We start from the raw sequence: 25,930 nt of genomic DNA on the forward strand, positions 1-25,930 counted from the left end.
CTGACGATGGATCAGCCCGCGAAACACGTCTTTTCTGCCCGTCATCCAGCTCTTAGTCTGGCGCAACGCTTCAGACAGAGAGACCGTGATGACAACAATAACAATCAATGAAGTCGGCCTGCGCGATGGCTTGCAGAGCCTGCAAGTGATCATGCCGACAGCAGCCAAACGCCGCTGGATCGATGCCGCTTACGGCGCCGGTGTGCGTCATATGGAAGTCGCTTCGTTCGTGCCGGCACGCTTGCTACCGCAGATGGCCGATGCCCGCGAAGTGGTGGCCCACGCCCTCACGTACCCGGACCTGCAAGTAACCGTGCTGGCTCCGAACCTTCGTGGCGCAAGGGACGCACTTGAATCGGGTGCACACCGCATCGTCGCCCCGGTATCGGTGAGCACGGCGCACAGCCTGGCCAACGTGCGCCGCACGCCAGTGGAGATGGTCGAGGAACTGGGGCGCATGTGCCAGCTGCGTACTGAAATGGGCCTGCATGGGGTGCAAGTCGTGGCCGGCATGTCGGTGGCCTTTGGCTGCACCCGCCAGGGCGAGGTGCCGCTGGCTGACCTGTGTGCGTTGACCCGCCAGGTGATCGAAGCCGGTTGCGACCTGGTCTCCCTGGGAGACACCACTGGCTATGCCAATCCGGGCCAGGTGGCAACGGTGCTTCAGGCCGTACGGGAGATTGCAGGCGACCGTCTCAAGGCCGCGCACTTCCATGACACCCGGGGCCTGGCCTTGGCCAACAGCCTGGTGGCGGTGCAGCAGGGCATTGGGGAACTGGATGCCTCCCTGGCGGGCCTGGGAGGATGCCCGTTCGCCCCTGGCGCGTCTGGAAATACCGTGACCGAAGACCTGGTGTTCATGCTGCAAAGCATGGGTTACGACACCGGCATCGACTTGCCTGCACTGATCGAAACCCGGCAGGTACTAAGCGAAGCGCTACCGGGCGAGCCACTTTACGGCTTCATCGCCCGGGCCGGATTGCCGCTCAACTTCGCCAACACACACCGCCACGCCTGAATTGCCCGTAAGAGGAGCATCACAATGTCCAGACTTCCCTTGGACGGCATCCGTGTCGTTGAGATTTCGCATATGGTCATGGGCCCGACGTGCGGCATGATCCTCGGCGACCTTGGCGCCGAGGTCATCAAGATCGAGCCGGTACGCGGCGACGGCACACGCCGTTTGCTGGGCGCAGGGGCGGGCTTTTTCCGCACCTTCAACCGCAACAAACAATGCATCGCTGTCGATGTTGAAACGCCCGAGGGCCGTGAGGCGGTGCTGCAACTGATCGACACCGCCGACGTCTTCATCGAGAACTTCAAGCCCGGGCGTATGCAAAAGCTGGGTCTGGGCTACGACGCACTGTGCCAGCGCAATCCAGGGCTGATCTATGCCTCGCACAAGGGGTTCCTCAGCGGGCCATACGATAACCGCCTGGCGCTGGATGAAGTGGTACAGATGATGGCCGGTCTGGCCTACATGACAGGGCCAGTGGGGCGCCCGCTGCGCGCAGGCAGCTCGGTGAACGACATCATGGGTGGCATGTTCGGCGCCATTGGCGTGCTGGCCGCACTCAACGAGCGCCACAGCACCGGCAGGGGCCGTGAGGTGCAAAGTGCCCTGTACGAGAATTGCGTGCTGCTGGCTGCCCAGCATATGCAGCAGTACGTGGTCACCGGTGAAGCCGCAGCGCCGATGCCGAACCGCATCAGTGCCTGGGCCATCTATGACGTGTTCACTTTTGCCGGTGGCGAGCAGATGTTTGTCGCCGCCACAGGGGAAGGCCAGTGGCACGCGTTATGCCGGGTACTGGGGCAAACCGCTTTGCTTGATGACCCGACCCTTGGTAGCAATAACGACCGCGTGTTGCAGCGGCCACGGCTGCTGGCGCACCTGGCCGAGGTGTTTGCGCCGCTGGACGCCGGGCAGTTGGCGGTGCAGCTGGAAGCCAACGGCATTCCTTTCGCGCCGATCCGCCGCCCTGAAGAGCTGTTCGAGGACCCCCACCTGCTACAGAGCGGTGGCATGGCCGAGCTGCAACTGGAAGACGGCAGCCACACACCGATGCCGTTATTGCCGCTGTCACTGGACGGCCAGCGCCTGCAGCCACGGCGGGCGATCGCGCGGATTGGTGAGCACACCCGCCAAGTGATGCGTGAACTGGGTTACAGCGACGCGCACATTGCCCAGCTGTGTGCGGCGGGCGTGCTGAAAACAGACGACGCGGCGTGAGGAGGGCTTGAGATGGCGATCTACCAATATGACAACCTTGCGCCCAACCTGCACCCGGAAACGTTCATCGCCGAGGATGCCAGCGTCATCGGCGACGTTACCCTGGAACAAGGCGTCAGTGTATGGCCGCAGGCCGTGCTACGGGGCGACAACGAAGCGATCCGTATCGGCCAGCACAGCAACGTGCAGGAGGGTGCTGTCTTGCATGCCGACCCCGGCTTTGCGTTGACAGTGGGGCAAGGTGTCACCATCGGCCACCAGGCCATGCTGCACGGCTGCACCATCGGCGATGGCGCGCTGATCGGCATTCAGGCGGTGGTGCTCAATGGCGCGGTCATCGGCAACAACTGCCTGGTGGGTGCCGGCGCCATCGTCACCGAAGGCAAGGTGTTTCCCGACAACTCGTTGATTCTGGGCGCACCTGCCAAGGTAGTGCGCGAGCTCACTGCCGATGCCATCGCCAGTATGCAGCGCAATGCGACCGAGTACGTCGCAAAAGGCCAGAGCTTCAAGGAAAAGCTGATCCGTATTCGCTAAAAAAACCTGCTGGTGGCGCCCTTCGAGACGTCGCTGCTCTCCAATAATTACAAGAATGGAGATTCACCATGGTTGCTTTGACCGGCGAACTGGCGCGTGAGCGCAACGACAGTCACATCAATGAGCTACTGCTATACCGCCGTGTGGCCTGGCGCATCATGCCGCTGGCTATCATCTGCTTCCTGTTCTCCTACTTCGACCGCATCAACATCAGTTTTGCGAAGACACAAATGCAGCAGGAACTGGGCCTCAGCGATGCCGCCTACGGCCTGGCCGCGAGCATGTTCTTCGTCGGCTACGTGCTGTTCGAAGTGCCCAGCAGTCTTGGCCTGAAACGCTACGGGGCTCCGGCCTGGATCTGCCGGATCATGGTGTCCTGGGGCCTGGCGACGGCTGCGCTGGTATTTGCCTATACCCAGTACACGCTGTACTTCCTGCGCTTTCTGATCGGCGTCATGGAGGCCGGTTTCGGCCCGGCGATCCTGTTTTACCTGGCATGCTGGTTCCCCCGCAAGCACCTGGCGAAGATGAATGGCCTGTGGTTCCTGGCGGTGCCGCTGGCCGGTGCGGTGGGTGGCCCGGCTGCGGGCTTTTTGCTGGGGACAATGGACGGCGTGCTGGGCCTCGCTGGCTGGCACTGGTTGTTCCTGATGTCCGGGCTGCCGTGTGTGCTGCTGGGCCTGCTGGTGCTATGGAAGCTGGACCGTGATATCGAGGCGGCGAAATGGTTGAGCCGCGAGGAGAAGGACCTGCTGGCGGAGAACCTTGCCCAGGACAAACGCACCGCAAAACCGATACTCGGCTCGATCTGGCGGGTGTTGCTGACCCGTGAAGTGGCGATCATGGCGTTTATCTACTACGTGGTAAAAACCGCGTCCTACGGGCTTAATTTCTGGATGCCGCACCTGATCAAGTCCTCGGGGGTGCAAGACATGCTCTGGGTTGGCGTGCTGTCGGCATTGCCCTATGCGGTAGCGTGCATCGGCATGGTGTTGCTGACTCGTCACTCCGACCGCACCGGCGAGCGCAAGCGCTATCTGGTGTACTGCCTGCTGGCGGCCGCCGCCGGTTACCTGCTGGCGTGCCTGTTCTCCGACTCTCCCTTCGCGATGATGACCGCGCTGGTGCTGGCCACCGCGGGCACCTTTATCGCTATCCCGATCTTCTGGACCATTCCACAGTCGACGTTCTCGGGGCTGGCCATTGCCACCGGCACCGCCGCGATCAACTCGGTGGGACAGCTGAGCGGCATCGTTGCACCAGTGATGGTGGGCAAGATCAATGACCTTACCGACAGCACCTACATGGGCATGCTGTCAATCGCGCCGCTGATCCTGGTCGCATGCCTGGTGGTGATGCGTTGCGTGCGCAACCCCAAAAGCTGATTGGCGCTGAGTCTTCGAACAACAACAAGAATAAGCACAAGGCATACCAATGATCGTGATCTTTCGGCGAGCATCGCTGGTGCTCTCGGCGCTTTACTGCGCCTGTCAAACCGCCCAGGCTGCCTTTATCCATGACGGCAGTGGCAACCTGGAACTACGCAATTTCTATTTCGACCGCGACTTTCACGGTGACAGCGCCACGCAATCGCGGCGCAGTGAATGGGCCCAAGGCTTCATGCTGCGCTTGCAGTCTGGCTATACCGACGGCGTGGTTGGCTTTGGCCTGGACGCAGCCGGCATGCTGGGGCTCAAGCTGGACTCATCGCCTGACCGTAGCGGTTCCGGCCTGTTGCCGCGAGGCAGCGACAAACGCGCCGCGGATGACTACGCCAAGGCCGTGGCTACCTTCAAGGCCAGGCTGGCGCAGAGCGAATTGAAAGCGGGGGGCCTGAGCCCGCAACTGCCATTGCTGGCGTCCAACAGCAGTCGCTTGTTCCCCCAGTGGTTCAACGGTGTGCAACTGGTGAGCAAAGACTTGGACCGGTTTACGTTCACCCTGCTGCAGGTGAATGCCACCAAATTGCGTGACTCCACCGACTATGAGGACCTGACCGCCATGGCGCAGCAAGGGGCCTATTTGGCGACGGTCACCAGTGATCGTCTGCGCTACGCCGGTGTCGATTACCAGCCGTTGAACAACTTGACCCTCAGCCTTCACACCAGTGTGCTCGAAGACCTGTTCCGGCGTGATTTTGCCGGTTTCAAGTTCAAGACCCGCCTTGGGCCGGGGGATGTGTTCACCGAGTGGCGCTGGTTCAATGCAAGGGAGCAGGGCCGGGCATTGCTGGGCGGAGTCGACAATCAGACCCTCAGTACCAACTTCGGGTACAGCGTTCAGGGCCACACGTTCAGTGGCGGCTATCAGAAAGTGCGTGGGGATACGGCCTATGCCTACGTGGGGGGCACCGATACCTACCTGTTCAGCGAACAGCAGGTCAGCACATTTGCCTTGGCCAACGAACGGGCGTGGATGCTGCGCTACGACTTCAACTTTGCTGCCGTGGGCATCCCCGGGCTGACGTTCAACGTGCGTTATGTAAAGGGCGATCAGGTGGACCCGCAACGCATTGCCAGCGTCAAGGGCAGGACATTGGCCGCTGGCGGCGGAGAGGGGCGGGAATGGGAGCGGACTACGGATATCACCTATGTGGTGCAGTCGGGGGCGCTCAGGAATGTGTCGCTGCGTTGGCGCAATGCGAGCATGCGCTCGAATTTTGCCGATGCAGCGGATGAGAACCGGGTGATCGTGGGGTACACGTTCGAATTCTGAATTCAGACACAATCATTCGTTGGGCGCAGCCGGTTTCTCTTGCGCTTTGGATCTGCGCGGTTTGCGTGGCTTTTTCGCCGGCCGCTTGCCGGGCTTGAGCTGCCAGCGGTCGGCGTTGGCGAGCAGGCGTGCCTGGATTGCGGGTGGGTAGTCGCTCAGGGTTGTCACGGGTGGGACTGGCTTGCCGGGCAGGCCGGCCTCGCGGATGACCTTCGGCCAGCGCGGTCGCCAGCACAGCAGCAGGCTGAGCCAGTGGCCGGTACCGATGATGACGAACGCGGGCCAGACAAACAGCAGCGCAACTTTGAACAGCCAGCTGCTTTTGCGGAAGAAACGCCCAAGGCCTTCGAACTGTGCGCTGAATGCCTGGATGGGTGAGGGTAGCTGGGTGCTCAGGCGGGGGCGGGGGACGGCGTGTGGGCCTTCTTCCATGTAACGGCGGATGAATTCCCACTCATCACGCAGTTCGCTGCCGCCTTGGCCTTGTTTGCCGAGCAGGGCCATTTCCATGTGTGGGAGGCCGGTGCGGCTGGGGTGCCAGACAAGACCGAGTCGCATGCCCACGCTGAGTGGGTCATCTTCTGGGTCGATGGCTGTACTTCCTGTTGTTTTCCATGGGAAGGTTACGATGCCGCCGCAGTAGCCGGGGCGGTGGAGGTGGACCTGTTGAGTTTTTCGATTGAATCGAATGAGCAGATGGCGGCTGGTTAGCATTTCCAGCCTTGAAAGTCTGAATCCATATTTTGCATATATATAATAGGCGGCACCCCCTAGCAAGATCATGTAAGTGCTAAATAAAACTGAAAATACGGAAAGGAACTCAGGCTGGGTTGCATTTATATAGATTGAGCCAAGGGTTATGTTTAGCCATGAGTAGGTCATTGGTCCCAAGCTGCCCAAGGTCATTAAGGTGATGATGCCGCGCTTCTCTTCCGAGCCACCGCATCGCATCTCTAGGAAATTTTCATTGAAGGAATAAACAGGGGCGCGTGCACGAGGGTTTTCGCTTACCTTCCGAAAATGGACTTCCTCTTCTAGGTCACCTTCGTAAAAGTCACGCATTGCGCGATTTTCTGCTGGCGTCATTTCGGCTACGTACGCCTTGCGCGCAGCTTCGGACTCGATTGCCATCCGCCAGAAACCCCATTCGATTAGATGCACTATAAGACCTCGCTGAAAGCGGAATGAAGCTCCTTTAATTCTTCATGTTCTTCATAAGGCTTAGCTGTTTTTCTGATTCGGAAACAGCAGCGCCTACACCACTTTTCCAATGCATCATCTTCAAGGAGGTAAATTGCGATCGTCAGGATGAGCCCTATCCAGAAAGCTCCGACTACCAATCGTGCGAGCAGAAGGCGCGCAGCTTGGGTTCCTAATTTTTTTGCAAGCTCACCCATAGAGGATGCCAACATTCTTGCAAATTTAGTCTTGGCGTTATGGGATAGATAATCAAAAAAAGGCTTCGCTATGGCAATGGCAGTTCCCAGTTCGCCTATAGATAACGTCAATGTTGCCATCGCGCGCGTGTGGTAGGCTCCGGCCAATGTCCATGATTTTGTTGAAGCGCTTGCTGCTTTGAAGTTTTCCGCTCCGTCAGCGAAGTCCCACCACGCCAAGACGAATCCTCCCGTACCAGCTAACGCAGCTCCCCACAGCTTCAACCTACCCAAGGTTGCCGCAGCCCCTCTGCCGGTCACACTTTTCGCGCCATATCGGATTGCCACCTGATCCACATAGCTGGCGCCAACTTCAAAGCCCGCCGCTGCCGTGGTCATCGCGGCTGCCAGGAGTTCGGTCTTCACTCGCGCATCACTGTCGGGCAGCTCCCGCGCCTTGAACGCCATCAGCATGCCTTCCAGCAGGCAGACCAGACCGGCGGCACGCACTTTATAGAAGTCACTCTTCTGACTGTCCGCCTGCATCAAGCCTTCAGCCCACGCCTGATCCAGATAGCGCGCAATCTGGCCACCACTGCGTAGTGAATTAACCGGTTGCCCGCTACGTGCAGCTTCACTCAGGCGTACGTCGACAGCTGTTTCATGTACCGAAGCAAACAACGCCAGGCGCAGTCCATGGTGCAATGCTCGGTCTGCACTGTTTGGGGCTCCGCTACGCAGCACCTGTCGCCCAAGCGCGACGAACCATCCATACAAGCCGATGCTGGCGCTGTTGTTCCGCTTCTGCAGTTCCTCGTACAGCGCGTTCATACGCCCGAAGGCATTCGCTGCCGCATGTGCTCGCTTGGCAAGGCCTTCGGCCAGCGTGTAGTTGAATTCCGAGGGCGGTTCGGCCTTGGCGGCCTCAATCAGTGCCGCCAGCTCTTCCCGGATGTCGTCCTGGTTGTAGCTGATGCCGCGCATCGCCAGATTACGCCGGTCCGCCACGTCACTTCGCCACCAGTGGTCCAGCACCTTCGTACCCCCTTCACTCAACTCCATGCCGATCACGCACTGGCCGGTCTGTTCGGCAAAGGCCAGGCCGTTGATGAGGTCGGCGTTGTCGTAGCGGTCCAGCGCCTGCAACAAGCGTTCGCTGACCACCCAGCGGGTATGGTCCTTGGCGCGGTCCTCGGCGGCTTGCTGGGCGTGTTGCATGGCCTGCTCGAAACCGTCGAGCTGATCGTGCATGGCCTGGCGGTCGACCAGGTGGCCGTATTTCTGGTCGAACCGCTTGCGGAACTCGCCGGCATCCTGGCGGGCCTGGACTTTGCTGCGGACCTCGCGCTCGAACTGCGCCAGGTGGGGCTTCATGCGTTCATCATGGGCATCGGCCTGTTGATTGGCCCGTTCGGAGAACAAGTAGATCTCGGGATGCAGGTGGGGCTGGTTGCGGACTTTTTCGGCCATGACTTCGCGCTTGACGATCTGCTCGGCCACCATCTGCGGGTAGAGTTTTTCGATTTCCAGGAACGACTGCGCGACCAGCAGCTTGCGTTCGTTGTCCACCCCGGGTTCCACGGTGCGCGCCAGCCACTGGGTCTTCACATCCTCGACAGCGGCGTTGCGCCAGGCGTTGAGCTCCTGGGTGATCCCGATGGCGTCTTCGATGACGATGGCGGCGCCACGGGGTTTGCTGTGGTTCACCAGCGGTGCCAGCGCTTGGCGTGATGCGTGCGGCGAGACGATCTGGTCGTTGTTGAACGGCTGCAGGTCCAGCAGTGCCTGCAGGTCTGCATCGTTTTGGGCCTTGAAGTCGGCCACCCAGTTCAGTTGGTCATGCTTGAGGACGTGGGGCTGTGGCGGGGCGTCGGAAGGCTGGATGAAGCGGGCGATATCAATCGTGGGCAGGCTGCTGCGGTATTCCTCGTCGAGCAGGCGGTAGTTGTCGAGCATACGCGGGGTCAGCGGGGAAGGGCTGAACAATGGGCGCAGCTCCTGGATGTCATCCAGGTCGTAGAGGGTGATGGTCCAGCCGAAACCGCGAAGGATCTCATCCAGATTGCCGGCGCTGGGGGCAGGCGCCCAGGGGGCGTCGCTGCTGATGTACAGCAGCGAGCCATTGGGCGCCACGCGGTATTGGCTGTGCCATTCGTAGGCCGGCGCGCTATGGCGCTTGATCAGCAAGTAGAGAAAGCCCTCGCGCAAAGGGCGGATGGCGTAGCTGGAATGGGTCAGCTCGCCGACCTCCTGGAACGGGCTGAGATAGCCTGGCAATTTGGGCAGGCGGGCACGTTGTGCCGGGTTGCCGCCGACGGCGGCGTAGCGCAGGGGCAGCAGTTCGAAGCGGCGGGTGCAGTCGGCGACGGGGCTGTTGCGCAGGGCAGGGCGGTAGCCGGAGGTGATGCGCCTGCACAGTTCGAGGGTTTCGTTGAGTGAGTCCATGGTTGTGTTGTGCCTCAGTCCTTGGTGCGCAGGCAGCGCTGCACGTTGTCCATCAGGGATGTCTGCTGCTCGCGCGTGGCGGCAATCGCCTCCTGCCAGGCTGGCGAGTTACTGAGCTGTTCGCCACCGCGAGCCAGCATCAGCACATAGCTGATAAGGTCTTCTTCACGCCCCAGGCCTTGCGCGCGCGCCTGATCCAGATAGTGCTGAATCAAGCCAACCCGTGTGCCGTGGCAGGCAGCGTGCAAGGTCGGGCAGGACTGCTCGTTCTTGAGCAACTCGGCAAGTTGATAGCTCAGCGGGTCACCCGCCAGTTCGGCCCAACACGCTTCGTTCAACGTGATTGGCGGACAGTGCGTGGATTGAGGCTGATTACCGCCGGATATCTGCATCCACAACCGCTTGCTCGGGTGTGCCACGGGTGCCCACCAGTGATGGATGGGGGCCAGCCATTCGCTAACCCCAGGCAGCTCACGGTGCCTGTCCAGCACTAGCAGAGCCGCGGCGGTGTGGAAGCGCAACAGGTACGAGTGGCCGTCCGTGCCCGTGACGATGTTGGCGTGGCTCAGGTGTCCGGCGAGCCGGGCAGCGGGAAGCGCGCTGACTATCCAGCCGCACACGGCGCCAGCAGCACCTTGTTCAAGTTGCCATTGGAAGTCGTACTGGGCCGAGACATCGGAACCGAGGCGCGAACCGAACAACCAAGGGCCTGCTGTCCGCAGGTTGCTGAACTGGGCTTGCTGCAGCAGTGGCCAGCAGCGGCCCGTGTAGTGCCCGGTCAGTTGTTCCTGCACCTTGGGTGTCAAGTTGGCCATTTCCACGATGGCGCTGAGGCGATAGTGATCGGATGCCCGCAGCACATCGACCATTGCTCTGACAAATGGGCTGGGCATCAGCTTGCTCCTTCCATGCGAATGATGGTGTGGCCGTCGGCGATCGCTTTGAGCAGGCAGCTGAGGCAAATGGGTTCGCCCGGCGCTGGTACGCCAGACGTTGAAGTGACGCGATTGCTACCCGTAGCCTGCTGGCTGACAGGCCCTTTGAAGGCCAGCGCCAAGCCGTCCAGCGTGATACCGGCGCCGTCGACCCTCAGAAGCCCCGCGGGGCTGCGGATCGTCAGGCTTTCGCTGACCTGGATGTCATAAACCTTGGTGGTGTGCCGGATGGCTTCGCCCGTTTGCAACGTGCTGTGACCGGCAACGACCTGTTCGAGGTGGCCGCCGATTTCTACTGTGTGGTTTGCCTTGGTGATGTCCTGCCGGTGGTTCCCTACCTGTTCGATTCGGTCCTTGCCTGTGGTGATCCTGTGGTTGCGACCAATCCTCAGGCTGTCGTCGTTGCCGATTTCGTGTACCCGGTTCTGGCCGATGCCAACAGATTCGTCACGGGCGATGTCTTCGCGACGGTCCTGACCGATCGAAATCGTCTCGTCTCGTTCGACGCGTTCGGTACGATCGTTACCCACGCGTGTGGTTTCGTCGTGCTTGACGATGTTGTTCTGGTCCCGCTCGGCATGAATGAACACCTCCTGCCGACCCAGTTCATCCTCGAAGCGCAGCTCGTTGAAGCCTTCGCCTTTATGGGTCTGGCTCTTGATGGTCATGCGCGTCTTGTGCTCGGGCAGGTCATAGGGCGGCAACTGGTTACCGCAATAGGTGCGCCCGGTGATCATCGGCTGGTCCGGGTCGGCGTTGACGTACTGGATGATCACATCCTGGCCGATGCGCGGGATGGCCATCGAACCCCAGCTGCCCCCCGCCCAACCTTGCGACACGCGCACCCAGCAGGAGCTGAACTCGTTGTTTTCGCTTTCCCGGTCCCAAGGAAAGCTCACTTTCACGCGGCCCCATTGGTCGCAATAGATTTCCTCGCCCTTGGGCCCGACCACCGTCGCCATGTGCGGGCCGTCAATGCGTGGCTTGGGCAGGGGGGCCGGGCGCCATTCGGCCCTGCCGGGAACCAGCAATGCGTCCTGTTTGTAGCGGGTGCCTTGCTGCGAGCCGGCGGCCTCTTCCTGCAGGCTGGTGAACTGGGTGCCTTCGTGATGCACGCTGACCGTGCGCCAGTGCACGTTGAGGTCTTCACGCGGGTGCTCGATGAGGGTGAAGCTCAGCCCCGGTTGCAGGCGCACATCGTCGCCTTCCACTTCGGCAATGCGCGCATCATGGCGCAGGGCCGTAAGGCGGGTGGCAGTGAACGGAACCCCAACCGCATCACGCTTGTATCGGCCGGGGTAGTCGAAGCGCTCATAGTTCAGCGATTGATGGGTGTTGCTATTGTCGTACGCCTGGTGTTCCTGACGGTATTGCGGATGAGTGAAGGTGTAGTCCCGTTGCACCTGCCGCGCTGTTCGCACCTGTTCGCTGTAACGCAAGCGCCGCAGGCAAGGCCTGGCCTGATCGCCGCCTCCAACGGATCGGTACAGCACCTGATCGGGGCCCACGTCGTCATTGTGAAACCCTTCATCCTCATCATCGGTCTTGATGGCCCCCCGGCTGATCTGGCCCAGCGCCAGCAGCCGGTCAGTGATGACCAGCAAGTGCTGTTTCGGCGTGTGTTCGAAGCGGTAGACAATGCCTTCCTCGGCGGCCAGGCGGGCCATGAAGTCGAGGTCTGTTTCACCGGCCTGCACGCAAAATTCGCGCACCTGATGCGGGTCGAGACACTTGAGCTCGTAGGCATTCACGCCCTGGCGTTTGAGCATGATCTCGAGAATCTGCGGCACGGTTTTCTGCTGGAAGATGCGCCAGTTCGAGCGCAGCCCGGCGCGGGCCAGCATGGGCTCGACCAGTGCGCGGTAACGGGTGCGATGGAAGCCTGTTTCACCTTGGCTGAAGGTGCTGATCAGTCCGTGCACGTAGCGCACCGGGCGCTCACCCTGCCAGAGGGTGAACAGCACCGGTTTGTCGAGGAGCTGGCCGAAGTCGACATCGTCTTCGAAACTGATCAGCTCCAGCTGCAGCTGGAACGGTGAGCTGATGGCTTCGTCCAGTTCGAACGACACCACCTCAAACTCGCTTCGGCCAACCAGCGGCTGGAAAGTGAAGCGCAAATCGGATTGGCTGGGCATGTGGCGTCCCCCTTTACTGCTGCAGAATGGCGTTGAGCGATTCGAGGACTTCGGCGGTTAGCAGGTCGAGGCGGTAGCTGTAGTAGCTGTACGCGCAGACCATGGCGATGACCGAAATGACCAGCGGGGTCCACCAGGGCCACTGCCAGCGGCGCATACGGTGGGGGCAATGGACGACGTTGCTATAGGGGTCGCTCACTGTTTGCGGCGTGGGGCCACGCAGTTGGCGAATGACCTTGTGCATCCGGCTGATCAGCGCGCTGAGGATTTCATCGCCCTTGGGGTCAAGGGCGTATTTGCCTTGCAGGCCCAGGCAAAAGCAGAAGTACAGGAACTCCAGCACATCCTGGAATTCCTTTAGCGATTGCATGATGCGCTCGAGCAGCACGAAGATCTTTTCGCCGCCCTGGGTTTCGTCGTGGAAGATGCTCAGCAGCGGTTCGTGGCTCCAGCACGAGTTCTGGCCCCAGGGGCGGGTCATCACGGCCTCGTCCAGGTGCAGGCACAGGGCGTAGGAATAGACTTCCTGATGGACCGCGCAATAGCCGTGCTGTCGCATTTCTTCGCGAATAGTACTGACCTGTGTTTGCACGGTCTTGTGCACGAACTGGATGTTGGGCAGGTCATCCAGCGTGCGCAGGCGAATGACCAGGCCGAACAGCTGACTTGCCGCGTCGAGCATGAGGTTGTCGTAGCCGCCGCGTAGCTGAAAGTCTGGATCGGCCGGGTAGCCGGGTAGATCGGTTGCGTATTCAGGACCCGCGCCGTCAGGAGGCGGTGGGGTTTCGTTTATGTCTTCGAGCAGGATTGGCTTTTTGGGGGGGCACTGGTTTGCCAGTGCGGTCGGACTCTTTGGGCATCCTTGATCCTCGTCTCTTGGCAGCTCAAACACTCGCGGTGGCCCCCCGCGTCCATGCGGTCGGGCATTAGCAGTTGCGAAAGCCTGAAGAGTAACTAGGAATCAATTTTTGTGGGAGATTGAAACTTCCTAAAGCATTGTAGGAAGTTTCTTTGGAAGTTGTTGTCTAATTATTTCTGTCAAGAAATGAGTGATGTTTTATAGAGGGCGGATTTTTCTCATGACTGTTGTGACCACGTCTGCACGTGCTGCGGCGCAGCATCAGATAGGACTGGGCTAAGTTCAGCCGCCTGCAGCGCGATGCGTCCATAGAAGAGCAAGGCTGTTGCCCAGGTTGTAAGCCAGACAAAGATCCCGGCCCAGAACGTATGAGACATGTAGTGCCAGCCCTGTAATACTCGGGTAGTGCCGTACACGAACCCGATCAGCAGAATGGCCACCAACAACTTGCGAGCATGTGCCCACCGATGGCGCAGGGCCACGAAATACAGCGCCAACAGCGTAAACCCGCTGGATGCATGGCCACCCGGCCAGCAACGGCCATCGCCGGGCTTGCTCCATAAAGAGAAGTTTTCGAACCATTCGACCCGGGGCTGCGAACCGCCATACAGCGTGGTTTCCACAGGGCAATACACGCTGGTATGGCTTTTCAGGTAGTGAATCACGGTGGTGCTCAGCGCGAACGCTACCACCACGAACAACAGGTCGCGTCGGTGTTGGGTGGTAAAGCGCAGCACCGGTGCAATACGGACCTTTTCCAGCGCCCGGGCAAGGCCCAGTTGGGGGCGGTTGGCCAAGCGCGGCCAGATGAACGACAGCAAGCTGCCTATGACGGCCAGTTCACCGGTCCAGTCCGGCAGGATGCGTGGCCATTTGTGAGTGACTTTCTCGAATAACGGGTTGTGCAGCAGCGGGAACTGGCCAGTGGCCGGGTCAAGCAGCAGGTTGCTGATCCAGCGATCGAAGTCTGTGAGGTCGAAGGCCATGAACACAATGGCGGCCAGCAATAGCGGCAGCAGCAGGTTGTTGCGGTAGAAGGTGGCGCGGGAGGGCATGTTCAGAGTTCCTTGGCATCAATGAGTGTGTGCCATTCACTGGCCGCCATTTGGCCCAGCACCTTCGTCTTGCCATCGTTGCCACGCGTGATGAACAGGGCGCTGGCATAGCTGTTCGCTGTTGCGCTAGAAGGCGCTTTGAGTGCCTGCTCCAGTTGCTCCATGCAGCCGCTGTGGCTGACCAGCACGAGGTTGTGGCCTTTTCGCTTGAGGGCAAAGGCATTTTCGGCAAAGTGGCCGTCACACTGATTAAGCCAGTCTTGTGTGGCAATGGTTTTACCGAACATGGCTTGTGCGGTCTGCCGGGTTCGCACCTCTGGGCTGGTCCAGACATCAACTGCGCCCAGGCCAAGGTGTTGCAACCCGAGGCCTACATCGGTGGCCGCCTGCCTGCCCGCGACGGTGATGCCGCTGGGGTCATTCAGGCACGCCTCACTGGAGCGGTCGCAGCGTTCGGCATGGCGCAATACGACAATCACCGAGCCTTTCGCCCAATCGGTATACAGCCCACTGTGCTGCAGGTGATGGGGATTGCCCAGGTTGGGGATGGCCGCGCGCTGCTGAGCCCAGGCTGCCGCTACGTCGAGCAAGAGCAGCAGGCACAACACCACCCATTGCGCTGTGCCCCAAGGCCATCGGTATATTGGCCCAAGCCGTGAAGCGGGGGAGTCGTCGATCACGTCGTGCAGCATGTTTGCCACTCCAGTCAGTCTGCTCCATGCAAGAGCGTCGGCACTGTAGGCAGTGGAATGTCGGCAGAGGGTGAGGTGGGTGTGAAAAAAGCCTTGCGCTGATGGGCGTGCGGTGGAGGTCAAGCCGGGTGAGAGGGTAAAAATGAAACCGGTTTCAAAACCTGTCTGAACGCGCTAGATTATTCGGCTGTCTTCTTGATGGCCTATCAAGATCACCTCTTTATTGAAAATCAGATGGCGCTTATCAAGGCCACCCCCACAGCCGATGAGGATTCGCAATGCCTGAGCATGCCCCAGACAACCCGCGCAGGGATTTTCTGCGCAAGACCTTGACCCTGATCCCTGTCGTTACAGTGGCCAGTACAGGGCTTGGCGTGGGCGCCAGCCAGCTGCTTGCGGCCCCGCAACCGCATCAGCAACCGAAAGTGCCGGCCACGCCGCCTGCGGGCAATTATCAACCGACATTCTTCAGCGCCGAAGAATGGGCTTTTGTACAAGCCGCCGTGTCGCGCATCATCCCGGCCGATGAGCTTGGCCCAGGGGCACTGGAAGCTGGCGCCGCCGAATTTATCGACCGGCAAATGAACACCCCCTACGCGACTGGCGCACAGTGGTACATGCAAGGGCCCTTCAACGCCGACGCCCCGCCCGAGCTGGGCTACCAGCTGCAGCTCAGCCCGCAACAAATCTACCGCCTGGGCATCGCTGCCGTGGACGGCTGGTGCAAGGCCAATGGCGGGCAGGTTTTTGCTGCGCAAGATAGCGCTACCCGGGACCGCATTCTCAGCAAGTTGGAGGCAGGAGAGCTGGTTTTCGAAACCGTTCCGGCCAAGGTGTTCTTCAGCCTGCTGGTGCAAAACACGCGCGAAGGGTTCTTCTGCGACCCGATTCATGGCGGCAACAAAGGCATGGTCGGCTGGACCCAGATCGGCTTCCCCGGCGCCCGCGCCGACTTCATGGACTGGGTCGAGCGCAATGAGCCTTACCCGTTCCCGGCTGTATCGATCCGTGGTGAGAGGGCCTGAGGCATGGCGACTGTGTTGAACAAAGTGGATGCGGTGATCGTCGGCTTCGGCTGGGCCGGTGCGATCATGGCCAAAGAGCTGACCGAGGCCGGGCTGCACGTGGTAGCCCTGGAGCGGGGGCCGATGCAGGATACCTACCCCGAAGGCAGCTACCCGCAGGTGATCGATGAGCTGACCTACAGCGTGCGCAAGAAGCTGTTCGTCGATGTATCGAAAGAAACCGTCACTGTCCGCCATAGCGTGAATGATGTGGCATTGCCCAATCGCCAGCTGGGCGCATTCCTGCCGGGCAAGGGCGTGGGGGGCGCGGGCCTGCACTGGTCGGGTGTGCACTTCCGGGTCGACCCCGTCGAGTTACGCCTGCGCAGCCACTATGAAGAGCGCTACGGGCGCACGTTCATTCCCGAAGGCATGACTATCCAGGACTTCGGTGTCAGTTACGAAGAGCTGGAGCCCTATTTTGACTTTGCCGAAAAGGTCTTTGGCACTTCGGGCCAGGCCTGGACCGTCAAAGGCCAGGTGGTCGGTGAAGGGAAGGGTGGCAACCCCTATGCGCCGGACCGTTCCAACCCGTTCCCGCTGCCCGCGCAGAAGAACGTTGTATCGGCAAGGCTGTTCGAAAAGGCGGCCACCCGCCTGGGCTACAAACCCTACAACCTGCCGTCGGCCAACACCTCCGGGCCATACACCAACCCCTACGGGGCGCAGATGGGGCCGTGCAACTTCTGCGGTTTCTGCAGCGGCTACGTGTGTTACATGTACTCCAAGGCCTCGCCCAACGTGAATATCCTGCCGGCGCTGCGCCAGGTGCCCAACTTCGAGTTGCGGCCCAATGCCCATGTGCTGCGGGTGAACCTGGACGACCGCAAGCGCAAGGCCACCGGCGTGACCTACATCGATGCCCAGGGGCGCGAGGTGGAGCAGCCGGCAGAGCTGGTGATTCTGGCGGCTTTCCAGTTCAACAACGTGCGTCTGATGCTGCTTTCCGGCATTGGCAAACCTTACGATCCGGTAAAGAACGAAGGTGTGGTCGGGCGTAACTTCGCCTATCAGAACATGGGGACAGTCAAGGCGTTCTTCGACAAGGACACCTACACCAACAACTTCATCGGCGCGGGTGGCAATGGCATTGCCATCGACGATTTCAACGCCGACAACTTCGACCATGGCCCGCACGGCTTCGTCGGCGGTTCGCCAATGTGGGTGAACCAGGCCGGTAGCCGGCCGATTGCCGGTACCTCCAACCCGCCGGGGACGCCGGCCTGGGGCAGTGCCTGGAAGAAAGCCACGGCCGACTACTACACCCACCAGGTGTCGATGGACGCGCACGGCGCCCATCAGTCCTACCGTGGCAATTACCTGGACCTGGACCCCACCTACCGCGATGCCTACGGTCAGCCGCTGCTGCGCATGACGTTCGACTGGCAGGAAAACGACATCAAGATGAACCAGTTCATGGTCGATAAGCTGAGCAAGATCGCCCAAGCGATGAACCCCAAGGCCATTGCCGTGCTGGGCAAGCAGGTCAAGGACCACTTCAATACCGCCAGTTACCAGACCACCCACCTGAACGGCGGGGCGATCATGGGCACCGACCCCAAGACCAGTGCACTGAACCGCTACCTGCAAAGCTGGGACGTACACAACGTGTTCGTTCCGGGCGCTTCGGCGTTCCCGCAGGGGCTGGGTTACAACCCGACCGGGCTGGTGGCTGCGCTCACCTACTGGTCGGCCCGCGCCATCCGTGAGCAGTACCTGAAAAACCCCGGTCCGTTGGTCCAGGCTTGAGGAGCGATGAGCATGAAGACACTGTTGATCGCCACCCTGGTGCTGGGTGCCGGCGCGGCTGCACAGGCCGTAGCGAATGACGATGCGCAGGTACGCCTGGGCGAGTACCTGGCCCGCGCCGGTGACTGCGTGGCCTGCCATACCGCCAAAGACGGCAAGCCCTTTGCCGGTGGGTTGCCGATGGAAACGCCGATTGGCACGGTGTACTCCACCAACATCACCCCGACGGCCAGTGGCATTGGCCAGTACAGCTTCGAAGACTTCGACCAGGCCGTGCGCAGGGGTATCGGCAAAGACGGCAGTACGCTCTATCCGGCCATGCCATACCCGTCGTATGCGCGGGTCAGCGAGCAGGACATGCAGGCGCTGTACGCCTATTTCATGAAGGGCGTGGCGCCTGTCGAGCAGGCGAACAAGGCCTCTGACATTCCCTGGCCGCTGAGCATGCGCTGGCCACTGGCAATCTGGCGCGGCCTGTTCGCACCAGAGGCCAAGCCCTGGCAGGCATCGGCGACAGCTGACCCTGTGGTGAACCGCGGTGCGTACCTGGTCGAGGGCCTTGGGCATTGTGGCGCTTGTCATACGCCGCGGGCGCTGACCATGCAGGAGAAGGCCCTGAGCGCGGCCGATGGCGAGCAGTTTCTGGCCGGCAGCGCACCGCTGGAAGGCTGGATTGCCAAGAACCTGCGTGGTGATCACAAAGACGGCCTGGGCAGCTGGAGCGAAGCGCAGTTGGTGCAGTTTCTCAAGACTGGGCGCAGTGATCGCAGCGCCGTGTTCGGCGGCATGAGCGATGTGGTCGAGCACAGCATGCAGCACATGAGTGATGCCGACCTGACCGCTATCGCCCGCTACCTGAAAACCCTGCCGCCGAGTAATCCGAATGACCAGCCGCATGTGTACGACAAGCAGGTCGCGGATGCGCTATGGAAGGGTGACGACAGCAAGCCTGGGGCGGCGGTGTACATCGACAACTGCGCGGCCTGCCACCGCACCGACGGGCAAGGCTACACCCGCGTATTCCCGGCCTTGGCCGGCAACCCGGTGGTGCAGACGGCGGATGCCACGTCGCTGATCCATGTGGTGCTCGCCGGTGGCACGGTACCGGCAACGCACACTGCGCCGTCGAACTTCACCATGCCGGCTTTCGGCTGGCGTCTGAGTGACCAGGAGGTTGCCGAGGTGGTGAATTTCATTCGCAGCAGCTGGGGGAACCAGGGCAGTGCCGTCACCGCCGGTGATGTGAAGTCGCTTCGCTGACGTGTTTTTCTGCGCCCTCGCCCGTAGGAGCGGATTTACCCGCGAACACGGGCGAAGCCTGTGCCATCCCTAACCCCGATCCCGTAGATCTAAATCTATTAATATCAATGATCTATGCAATATTCTTAATGCGATTTAACATTCCCTGTCTTCGTGCCCGACCAACGGCCTGTTGACGAATCCGCGCATTTTTGCTGTATTGAAACCGGTTTCATCACTATTAAAACAATCATAAGGAAAACCCATGACCGACGCGCCTGCCCATACCCGCGAACGGGTCACCATCAGCGAAGTGGCGCGTGTTGCTGGCGTTTCCAAAGCCACCGTCTCCCGTTACATCGGTGGCGACCGCCAATTGCTGGCCGAAGCCACGGCCAAGCGGCTGGAAGAGGTCATCGAACGCCTCGGCTATCGCCCCAACCAGATGGCTCGCGGCCTCAAGCGCGGCCAGACGCGACTGATCGGCATGCTGGTGGCCGATATCCTCAACCCCTATTCAGTGGCCGTGATGCACGGCGTGGAAACCGCCTGCCGTCAGCATGGTTACAGCCTGGTGGTGTGCAACACCAATCGCGACGACGAGCAGGAGCGTCACCACCTGGTGGCCCTGCAGAGCTACAACGTCGAAGGGTTGATCGTGAACACGCTCGGTCACCACCCCGGCGAACTGCTCAACCTGCAGCGTGACATCCCCATGGTGCTGGTCGACCGCCAATTGCCCGAGCTGAATGTGGACCTTGTCGGCCTGGACAATGCTGACGCAGTCGAGCAGGCCCTGGACCACCTGCAGGCCCAGGGCTACCGCGACATCCTGGCGGTCAGCGAACCCCTCGATGGCACCAGTTCACGCCTGGAGCGGGTGCAGGCATTCGGCGCGTCGATCAGCCGTCGGCCAGGCATGCGTCAGCAGGTACTGGAAATCGGCACCGGGCTGCAGGGCCAACTGGCTTCGTTTCTTGCCCACAGTGGTCATGGTCCGCAAGCCATCTTCACCTTCAACGGCGTTGCCACCTTGGCGGTGACCCGGGCGCTGCTCGAGGCCGGGCGCGACCTGGTTGCCGATGTCGGGCTGATCGCCCTCGACGACCTCGACTGGTACCCCTTGGTCGGCAAAGGCATCACCGCACTGGCCCAGCCCACCGAGCGTATCGGCGTGGCGGCCTTCGAAAGCCTGCTCGGTCGCTTGCGCGGCGACAGCGGCGCAGCCCGGCGCATCGACTTCAAGGCCAACCTGATCATCCGCGGTTCAACCCAACCCCAGTAAGAAAACGGCAGGCTTGTGCCTGCTGTTGATCAAAAATGAAACCGGTTTCATAAGGACAAGAACAATGCAAGCGAACCCCGTTTCCATCAGTCTCTCCAGCTACGGTGCCGACTTTGTGCGCCAACGTGGCCAGGAGCAGTTTCTGGACCTGCTGGCAGCCGCTGGCGTCAGCCGCGTCGAATTGCGCGAAGAATTGTTCGCCAGCGCACCGGACGCAGCTGCGCTGGGCAGGATCATTGCCGCGCTGCGCCTGGAATGCCTGTACTCCACCCCCCTTGAACTGTGGACCGCGCAAGGCGTGCCCGACCCGCTGCTGGTGCAGAAACTGGAAATTGCCCGGGCGCTTGGCGCGGTGGCGCTGAAGGTTTCCTTGGGGCACTTCGATGAGCACTGCGATGTGGCGGCCCTGGCGTCGCTGCTGCCTGCGCAGGGGCCTCTGTTACTGGTGGAAAACGATCAGACCGCACAAGGTGGCAGGATCGAACCGATGCTGCAGTTTTTCCAGCGTGTCGACCTGCTTGGGCTGCGCGTGGGCATGACGTTCGATATCGGTAACTGGCAGTGGCAGGGCGAGCCTGCGCGGCTAGCTGCAAGGCAGCTAGGCCGTTGGGTGCGCTATGTGCATTGCAAGGCTGTGCAGCGCCGGGCCGATGGCCGTCTGGTTGCCATACCGCCGCAAGCAGCGGACCTGCAAGCGTGGGCAGTGCTGATGGCCGAGTTCGCGCCGGGCGTGGTGCGCGCCGTCGAGTACCCCCTGGTGGGCGAAGACCTGCTGGCGCTGACCCGGGCCCAGGTGCGTCACCTTTCTGCACTCGGCGCGGCGCAGGAGCTGGACCATGCATGAACATGACGTGCTGTGTTTCGGCGAAACCATGGCCATGTTCGTCGCCGAGCAAGCCGGCGATCTGGCCGGTGTCGGCCAGTTCGGCAAACGCATCGCCGGCGCCGACAGCAACGTGGCGATCGGCCTGGCGCGGCTGGGTTTCAAGGTGCGCTGGCTGAGCCGGGTAGGTGACGATTCGTTGGGCCGTTTCGTGCTCGACAGCTTGCGCTGCGAAGGCCTGGACTGTTCCGGTGTCGAGGTGGATGCCAATTACCCGACGGGCTTTCAGCTCAAGGCCCGCTGCGATGATGGCAGCGACCCGGCAGTGGAGTACTTTCGCCGCGGTTCGGCGGCCAGCAGGCTGTCACCTGCGATGGTGAGCCCCGTTTGGCTGCAGGCTCGCCACGTGCACGCTACCGGTATTCCGCTGGCGCTGTCGGACAGCTGTCGGGCGCTGTCCCACGCGCTGTTGGACGGGATGCGCGCAGCCGGTCGCAGTATATCGTTCGACCCCAACCTGCGCCCCTCGCTGTGGCCCGATCAAAGCAGCATGGTGCGTGAAATCAATGCCCTGGCGGCCAAGGCCGACTGGGTTTTACCGGGGTTGGAGGAGGGGCGGTTGCTGACCGGTCAGCACACCCCGGCCGATATCGCCGCGTTCTACCTGGACCAAGGGGTGGAACTGGTGGTGATCAAGCTGGGCGACGCTGGCGCCTACTTCCGCAGCGCCAAGGGCGAAGGGCAGGTAGCCCCCGTGCCAGTCAGCCGCGTGGTGGACACCGTCGGTGCAGGTGATGCCTTTGCCGTCGGTGTGCTCAGCGCGCTACTGGAGGGCCGTCCGGTAGCCGAGGCGGTAGCGCGCGGCAACTGGTGCGGCAGCCGTGCCGTGCAGTCGCGGGGCGACATGGAAGGGCTGCCGCTGCGCCATGAACTGGAGGCCTACGACTTGCGCAGAAGCGCGTGAAGGCCCCAACCCGAATCACCTGTTGCAACAAAAAAAACAAGCTCAGGAGCAACAAACCATGCAAAGCCAAAGCCTGGCACCGCGCCGCTGGTGGTACATCATCCCGATCGTGTTCTTTACCTACAGCTTGGCCTACCTGGACCGCGCCAATTACGGCTTCGCCGCCGCCTCCGGTATGGCCGAAGACCTGCACATCACCCCCGTGCTTTCGTCATTGCTGGGGGCGTTGTTCTTCCTCGGCTACTTCTTCTTCCAGGTACCTGGGGCGATTTACGCCGAAAAGCGTAGTGTGAAGAAGCTGATCTTCGTCTGCCTGATCCTTTGGGGCGGCCTTGCCACGCTTACCGGCATGGTCAGCAACGTCTACATGCTGATCGGTATCCGCTTCCTGCTCGGGGTGGTGGAAGCTGCGGTCATGCCGGCCATGCTGGTGTACCTGTGCCATTGGTTCACCCGGGCCGAGCGTTCGCGCGCCAACACCTTCCTGATGCTGGGCAACCCGGTGACCATTCTGTGGATGTCGGTGGTGTCCGGTTACCTGATCAAGCATTACGACTGGCGCTGGATGTTCATCATCGAAGGCCTGCCCGCCGTGATCTGGGCGTTCTTCTGGTGGCGCCTGGTGGATGACCGCCCGGCCCAGGTGGCTTGGCTGAGCGAGCAGGAAAAGGCCGCTCTGGCGCAGGCGCTGGCTGCCGAGCAGCAGGGTATCAAGCCTGTAAAGAACTACCGCGAAGCGTTCCGCTCGCCGCAAGTGATCATCCTGGCGCTGCAGTACTTCTGCTGGAGCATCGGCGTGTATGGCTTCGTGCTGTGGCTGCCGTCGATTCTCAAGCAGGCGGCGAACGTCGATATCGTGCAGGCCGGCTGGCTGGCCTCGGTGCCTTACCTGGCGGCAGTGCTGGCAATGGTGGGCGTGTCCTGGGCGTCCGACCGCCTGCAAAAGCGCAAGCGCTTCGTCTGGCCGCCGCTGCTGATTGCCGCGTTGGCGTTCTATGGTTCCTACGCCTTGGGCAGCGAGCATTTCTGGCTGTCGTATGCATTGCTGGTGGTTGCTGGCGCCTGCATGTACGCCCCTTATGGCCCGTTCTTCGCGATCGTGCCCGAGATCCTGCCGGCCAACGTCGCAGGCGGCGCCATGGCCCTGATCAACAGCATGGGGGCGCTGGGCTCGTTTGGCGGTTCGTGGCTGGTGGGCTACCTCAATGGGGCTACGGGCGGGCCCGGCGCCTCTTATCTGTTCATGTGCGGTGCGCTGCTGACTGCAGTGGCGCTTACCGCTGCGCTCAATACTTCCCAGACCTCTGGCCGAGCAAAGCGCGATAGCTCGCGTCTGGCCATGAACCATTAGGAAATCTGCAATGAAGAAGCGAATCGTCCTGTATAAACGGCTGTCAGACGACTTGATGGCACGCCTGCAAGATCGCGTCGAGGTGACCTGGGTGGACACCACCCAGCCCGATGGCCTGGCCCGACTGCGCGATGCGTTGCCGGGGGCGCACGGGTTGCTGGGGGCCAGCCTGCGCCTGGATGCCAGCCTGCTCGACCTTGCCCCGCAACTGGAAGTGGTGTCGAGCGTTTCGGTGGGCGTGGACAACTACGACATTGCTGAACTCAGCAGGCGTGGTGTGATGCTTACCAACACGCCCGACGTGTTGACAGAAACCACGGCCGACACAGGCTTTGCCTTGATCCTGGCTACCGCCAGGCGGGTGGTGGAGCTGGCGAACTGGGTGCGTGACGGCCGTTGGCAGGCCAACCTGGGGCCGGCGCATTTTGGCAGTGATGTGCACGGCAAGACGCTAGGCATCGTCGGCATGGGCCGCATTGGCGAGGCCCTGGCCCGGCGCGCGGCCGCTGGCTTTGGCATGCGCGTGCTGTATCACAGCCAGCGTGCCAAGCCCGAGGTGGAAGCACGCTATGCCGCATGCCAGTGCAGCCTGGATGAGCTGTTGCAGCAGGCAGATTTCGTTTGCCTGACGGTGCCGTTGAGCGCTAGCACCGAAGGCCTGATAGGCGCACGGGAACTCGCGTTGATGAAGCCTGAGGCAATCCTGGTGAACATCTCACGCGGGCGTGTGGTGGATGAGCAGGCGCTGATCGAAGCGCTGCGGGCCAGGCGCATCCGCGGTGCGGGGCTGGACGTGTTCGTGCACGAGCCGCTGCCGAGCGACTCGCCGCTGTTGCAGCTTGATAACGTGGTAGCGACCCCGCACATCGGCTCGGCGACCGAGGACACCCGCCAGGCCATGGCGCGTTGCGCGGTGGACAACCTGCTCAGCGCGCTGGCCGGTGAACGGCCGGTAAACTTGGTCAACGGCTGACGCGCCCCGGTTCCCACAGGGGCCGCGCAGCCTTTGAAACGGTCAGCGGCAGTTGCCTGCCTTGCGATACCCCGCTGCCTGCGCTTCACCTTCGTTTGCGAAGGTAACCTGGTTCTTCGCTGCAACCTGGTTGTAGCCCGGGCAGCCGACTGACAGGTGATAGACGTGGCTGTTGCGGTTGCCAAGCACGGCGCCGACCGAACCGGCGCTGGCCAGGCTTGGTTTGGCCTCTGGCTTGGCCGCTTTTACCGGCACCGCCTCTACCACGCCGCTGCCAACCGGCTTGTAGCCGGCGGTCCACTTGCGTTCGCCGCTTACGAACGGGTTGGCATGGCCCATGATCGCGGCAATGCGCCGGTCGCGTTCTTTCTCCCAGGCCGACACCGGGTGTTGCTTGTCCCAGGCCATCAGCAGCTGTTGCTGTTGGCGCGACATGTTCAGCTTGTAGCGGTCGAACATGTAGAACGTGGTGCGGGCCACCAGGCCTTTGACTTCGTCACGCGGTTCGGCGGTGCGCTGGACGAAATCGACCTTGGTGGTGCATTGGCCGTATTCGCCGGCATTGCCAGTGACCATGCCGTAGTTGAAGTTGCTGCGGTCACCGTTGACCTCACCCACGGCCGGGTAAAGGTTGAACAGGTCGGCCTCCATGGCGCGGAACACCGGGTCGTTGTCCACGCAGTGCTCACGGCCGCCGTTCTTCCAGCACTGGCGCTGGTTGCCGAAGGTGTGGGCGGGCACGATGTGTTCCCACTCGGTGCGTTCGGCACGGTTCTGCTGCTTGCGCGTCTGGTAACCACACGAGGCGGCATCGATGCGCCCGCCAGACTTGCCCACCCAGGTCCATTTGCAACCGCAGTACAGGTCGCCCATGGCACTGCTGGCCTGGTCCAGGTAGACCTTCTGCTTGGCCACCACCTTGGCTTCGGTGAAGGTGGCCGGCGGGTTGGCCAAGGCAGGGAGGGTAAAGGAAAATAATAAGGTTACGGCGTAAAGCAGTGATTTCATGGGGAAAACATATTTCAGGTTGGGCCGCGCATTGTAATGGTTTCCCCGGGGCTGACCAGCTCGCGGAGCCATACCAATGGTCGGCCAGGGTCATCGCTGCCCATACGGCTGAAGGTGGCTGAGTCGAGCATGTCCCGCACCTGGGTGCCCATGCGCAGCAGGTGCTCGACGAAACCGGCACCGACGTCACCGTAATCCTCCAGGGAAACCCCGCTCTGGTTGTGCTGGATTGCCAGGTGGTAATGACTGACACCATCGCCGTTGCCGCTACCGCCCAGTACCACCGTGAAGCGTGGGCCAAGCAGGGTGGCCAGGCGTTGCTGCACCAGATCGAGCAGGGCGACGGGTATTTCATTTTCGCGCAGTGATGTAGGGAAACAGGGTGTGAACGGAGGCATGAGGGTGTCCTGCTGGGCGGGGTTCGAGTGCTGGCCAGCTTAGGCAAGGTGACTGTCAACTTGGGTAAAGCGGGGGTAAAAGCGGGTAATGCTC

21 protein-coding genes and 1 pseudogene are annotated in these 25,930 nt (G+C 61.5%); 13 read left to right on the forward strand and 9 right to left on the reverse strand.

Translation table 11 applies throughout. The features are described from left to right. The first annotated feature begins 88 nt into the window (after positions 1–88). The 5 genes from REH59_RS14525 to REH59_RS14545 all read left to right on the forward strand — a co-directional run bounded on the left by REH59_RS14525 (position 89) and on the right by REH59_RS14545 (position 5,485). Entirely contained in the window at positions 89–1,018 is a 930-nt protein-coding gene (locus REH59_RS14525; protein WP_014861746.1) for a hydroxymethylglutaryl-CoA lyase, read from the forward strand. Between the two features lie 24 nt (positions 1,019–1,042). Continuing rightward, positions 1,043–2,233 (forward strand): CaiB/BaiF CoA transferase family protein, encoded by a 1,191-nt coding sequence (locus REH59_RS14530; RefSeq protein ID WP_088512677.1) that lies wholly within the window; start codon positions 1,043–1,045, stop codon positions 2,231–2,233. 12 nt (positions 2,234–2,245) lie between these two features. Next, the gene (locus tag REH59_RS14535; RefSeq protein WP_014861744.1) at positions 2,246–2,770 is read left to right on the forward strand and encodes a gamma carbonic anhydrase family protein; all 525 of its coding nucleotides are present in this window, start codon (positions 2,246–2,248) and stop codon (positions 2,768–2,770) included. A gap of 68 nt (positions 2,771–2,838) precedes the next feature. Further along, complete coding sequence (locus REH59_RS14540) at positions 2,839–4,155, forward strand: MFS transporter (RefSeq protein WP_014756894.1); 1,317 nt, start codon at positions 2,839–2,841, stop codon at positions 4,153–4,155. Between the two features lie 49 nt (positions 4,156–4,204). Continuing rightward, positions 4,205–5,485 (forward strand): OprD family porin, encoded by a 1,281-nt coding sequence (locus REH59_RS14545; RefSeq protein ID WP_014861743.1) that lies wholly within the window; start codon positions 4,205–4,207, stop codon positions 5,483–5,485. A gap of 12 nt (positions 5,486–5,497) precedes the next feature. Here the strand turns inward: REH59_RS14545 and REH59_RS14550 are convergent, their stop codons facing one another. The 7 genes and pseudogenes from REH59_RS14550 to REH59_RS14580 form a co-directional block, all read right to left on the reverse strand. After that, entirely contained in the window at positions 5,498–6,646 is a 1,149-nt protein-coding gene (locus tag REH59_RS14550) for a DUF6708 domain-containing protein (protein ID WP_128573873.1), read from the reverse strand. Next, entirely contained in the window at positions 6,646–9,306 is a 2,661-nt protein-coding gene (locus REH59_RS14555; protein WP_265536650.1) for a T6SS effector BTH_I2691 family protein, read from the reverse strand. The genes REH59_RS14550 and REH59_RS14555 overlap by 1 nt, the downstream gene beginning before the upstream one ends. Before the next feature lie 14 nt (positions 9,307–9,320). Then, entirely contained in the window at positions 9,321–10,199 is an 879-nt protein-coding gene (locus REH59_RS14560; RefSeq protein WP_014861733.1) for a DUF4123 domain-containing protein, read from the reverse strand. After that, positions 10,199–12,376, reverse strand: a complete 2,178-nt coding sequence (locus REH59_RS14565; RefSeq protein WP_014861732.1) for a type VI secretion system Vgr family protein — start codon at positions 12,374–12,376, stop codon at positions 10,199–10,201. The genes REH59_RS14560 and REH59_RS14565 overlap by 1 nt, the downstream gene beginning before the upstream one ends. A 13-nt stretch (positions 12,377–12,389) precedes the next feature. Then, positions 12,390–13,236: pseudogene (icmH, locus tag REH59_RS14570) on the reverse strand (type IVB secretion system protein IcmH/DotU). 217 nt (positions 13,237–13,453) lie between these two features. Continuing rightward, positions 13,454–14,290 carry a phosphatase PAP2 family protein gene (locus REH59_RS14575; protein WP_014861730.1) on the reverse strand — a complete coding sequence of 279 codons (837 nt, stop codon included), beginning with the start codon at positions 14,288–14,290 and terminating at the stop codon, positions 13,454–13,456. A gap of 2 nt (positions 14,291–14,292) precedes the next feature. Next, positions 14,293–14,982 carry a histidine phosphatase family protein gene (locus tag REH59_RS14580; RefSeq protein ID WP_014861729.1) on the reverse strand — a complete coding sequence of 230 codons (690 nt, stop codon included), beginning with the start codon at positions 14,980–14,982 and terminating at the stop codon, positions 14,293–14,295. A 278-nt stretch (positions 14,983–15,260) separates the two neighbouring features. Here REH59_RS14580 and REH59_RS14585 point away from each other — a divergent pair, with 278 nt between their 5' ends. The 8 genes from REH59_RS14585 to REH59_RS14620 all read left to right on the forward strand — a co-directional run bounded on the left by REH59_RS14585 (position 15,261) and on the right by REH59_RS14620 (position 24,430). Next, positions 15,261–16,007, forward strand: coding sequence for a gluconate 2-dehydrogenase subunit 3 family protein (locus REH59_RS14585; RefSeq protein ID WP_004374959.1), 747 nt, complete (start codon positions 15,261–15,263; stop codon positions 16,005–16,007). 3 nt (positions 16,008–16,010) lie between these two features. After that, a complete protein-coding gene (locus REH59_RS14590; protein ID WP_004374955.1) occupies positions 16,011–17,795 on the forward strand; it encodes a GMC family oxidoreductase in 1,785 nt (594 codons plus the stop codon). A 12-nt stretch (positions 17,796–17,807) separates the two neighbouring features. After that, complete coding sequence (locus REH59_RS14595; RefSeq protein WP_014861727.1) at positions 17,808–19,055, forward strand: cytochrome c; 1,248 nt, start codon at positions 17,808–17,810, stop codon at positions 19,053–19,055. Positions 19,056–19,299: 244 nt separating this feature from the next. Beyond that, on the forward strand, positions 19,300–20,319 hold the full coding sequence (gene ptxS / locus REH59_RS14600; protein ID WP_014861726.1) for a transcriptional regulator PtxS: 1,020 nt from the start codon (positions 19,300–19,302) through the stop codon (positions 20,317–20,319). A 64-nt stretch (positions 20,320–20,383) separates the two neighbouring features. Beyond that, the gene (locus tag REH59_RS14605; protein ID WP_014861725.1) at positions 20,384–21,163 is read left to right on the forward strand and encodes a sugar phosphate isomerase/epimerase family protein; all 780 of its coding nucleotides are present in this window, start codon (positions 20,384–20,386) and stop codon (positions 21,161–21,163) included. Continuing rightward, positions 21,156–22,106, forward strand: coding sequence for a sugar kinase (locus tag REH59_RS14610; RefSeq protein ID WP_004574124.1), 951 nt, complete (start codon positions 21,156–21,158; stop codon positions 22,104–22,106). Before REH59_RS14605 ends, REH59_RS14610 begins: the two co-directional genes overlap by 8 nt. Positions 22,107–22,164: 58 nt before the next feature. Next, a complete protein-coding gene (locus tag REH59_RS14615) occupies positions 22,165–23,457 on the forward strand; it encodes an MFS transporter (RefSeq protein WP_014861724.1) in 1,293 nt (430 codons plus the stop codon). Positions 23,458–23,467: 10 nt separating this feature from the next. Further along, positions 23,468–24,430, forward strand: coding sequence for a 2-hydroxyacid dehydrogenase (locus tag REH59_RS14620; protein ID WP_014861723.1), 963 nt, complete (start codon positions 23,468–23,470; stop codon positions 24,428–24,430). Between the two features lie 42 nt (positions 24,431–24,472). Here REH59_RS14620 and REH59_RS14625 read toward each other — a convergent pair whose 3' ends face one another. Beyond that, positions 24,473–25,438: an endonuclease gene (locus REH59_RS14625; protein WP_004374941.1), complete on the reverse strand. Its 966-nt coding sequence runs from the start codon at positions 25,436–25,438 to the stop codon at positions 24,473–24,475. A 14-nt stretch (positions 25,439–25,452) separates the two neighbouring features. Beyond that, entirely contained in the window at positions 25,453–25,836 is a 384-nt protein-coding gene (locus REH59_RS14630; protein ID WP_014861722.1) for a hypothetical protein, read from the reverse strand. Between the last annotated feature and the right edge of the window lie 94 nt (positions 25,837–25,930).

The organism is Pseudomonas sp. BO3-4 (assembly GCF_034044115.1).
Taxonomy (GTDB): Bacteria; Pseudomonadota; Gammaproteobacteria; order Pseudomonadales; family Pseudomonadaceae; genus Aquipseudomonas; species Aquipseudomonas alloputida.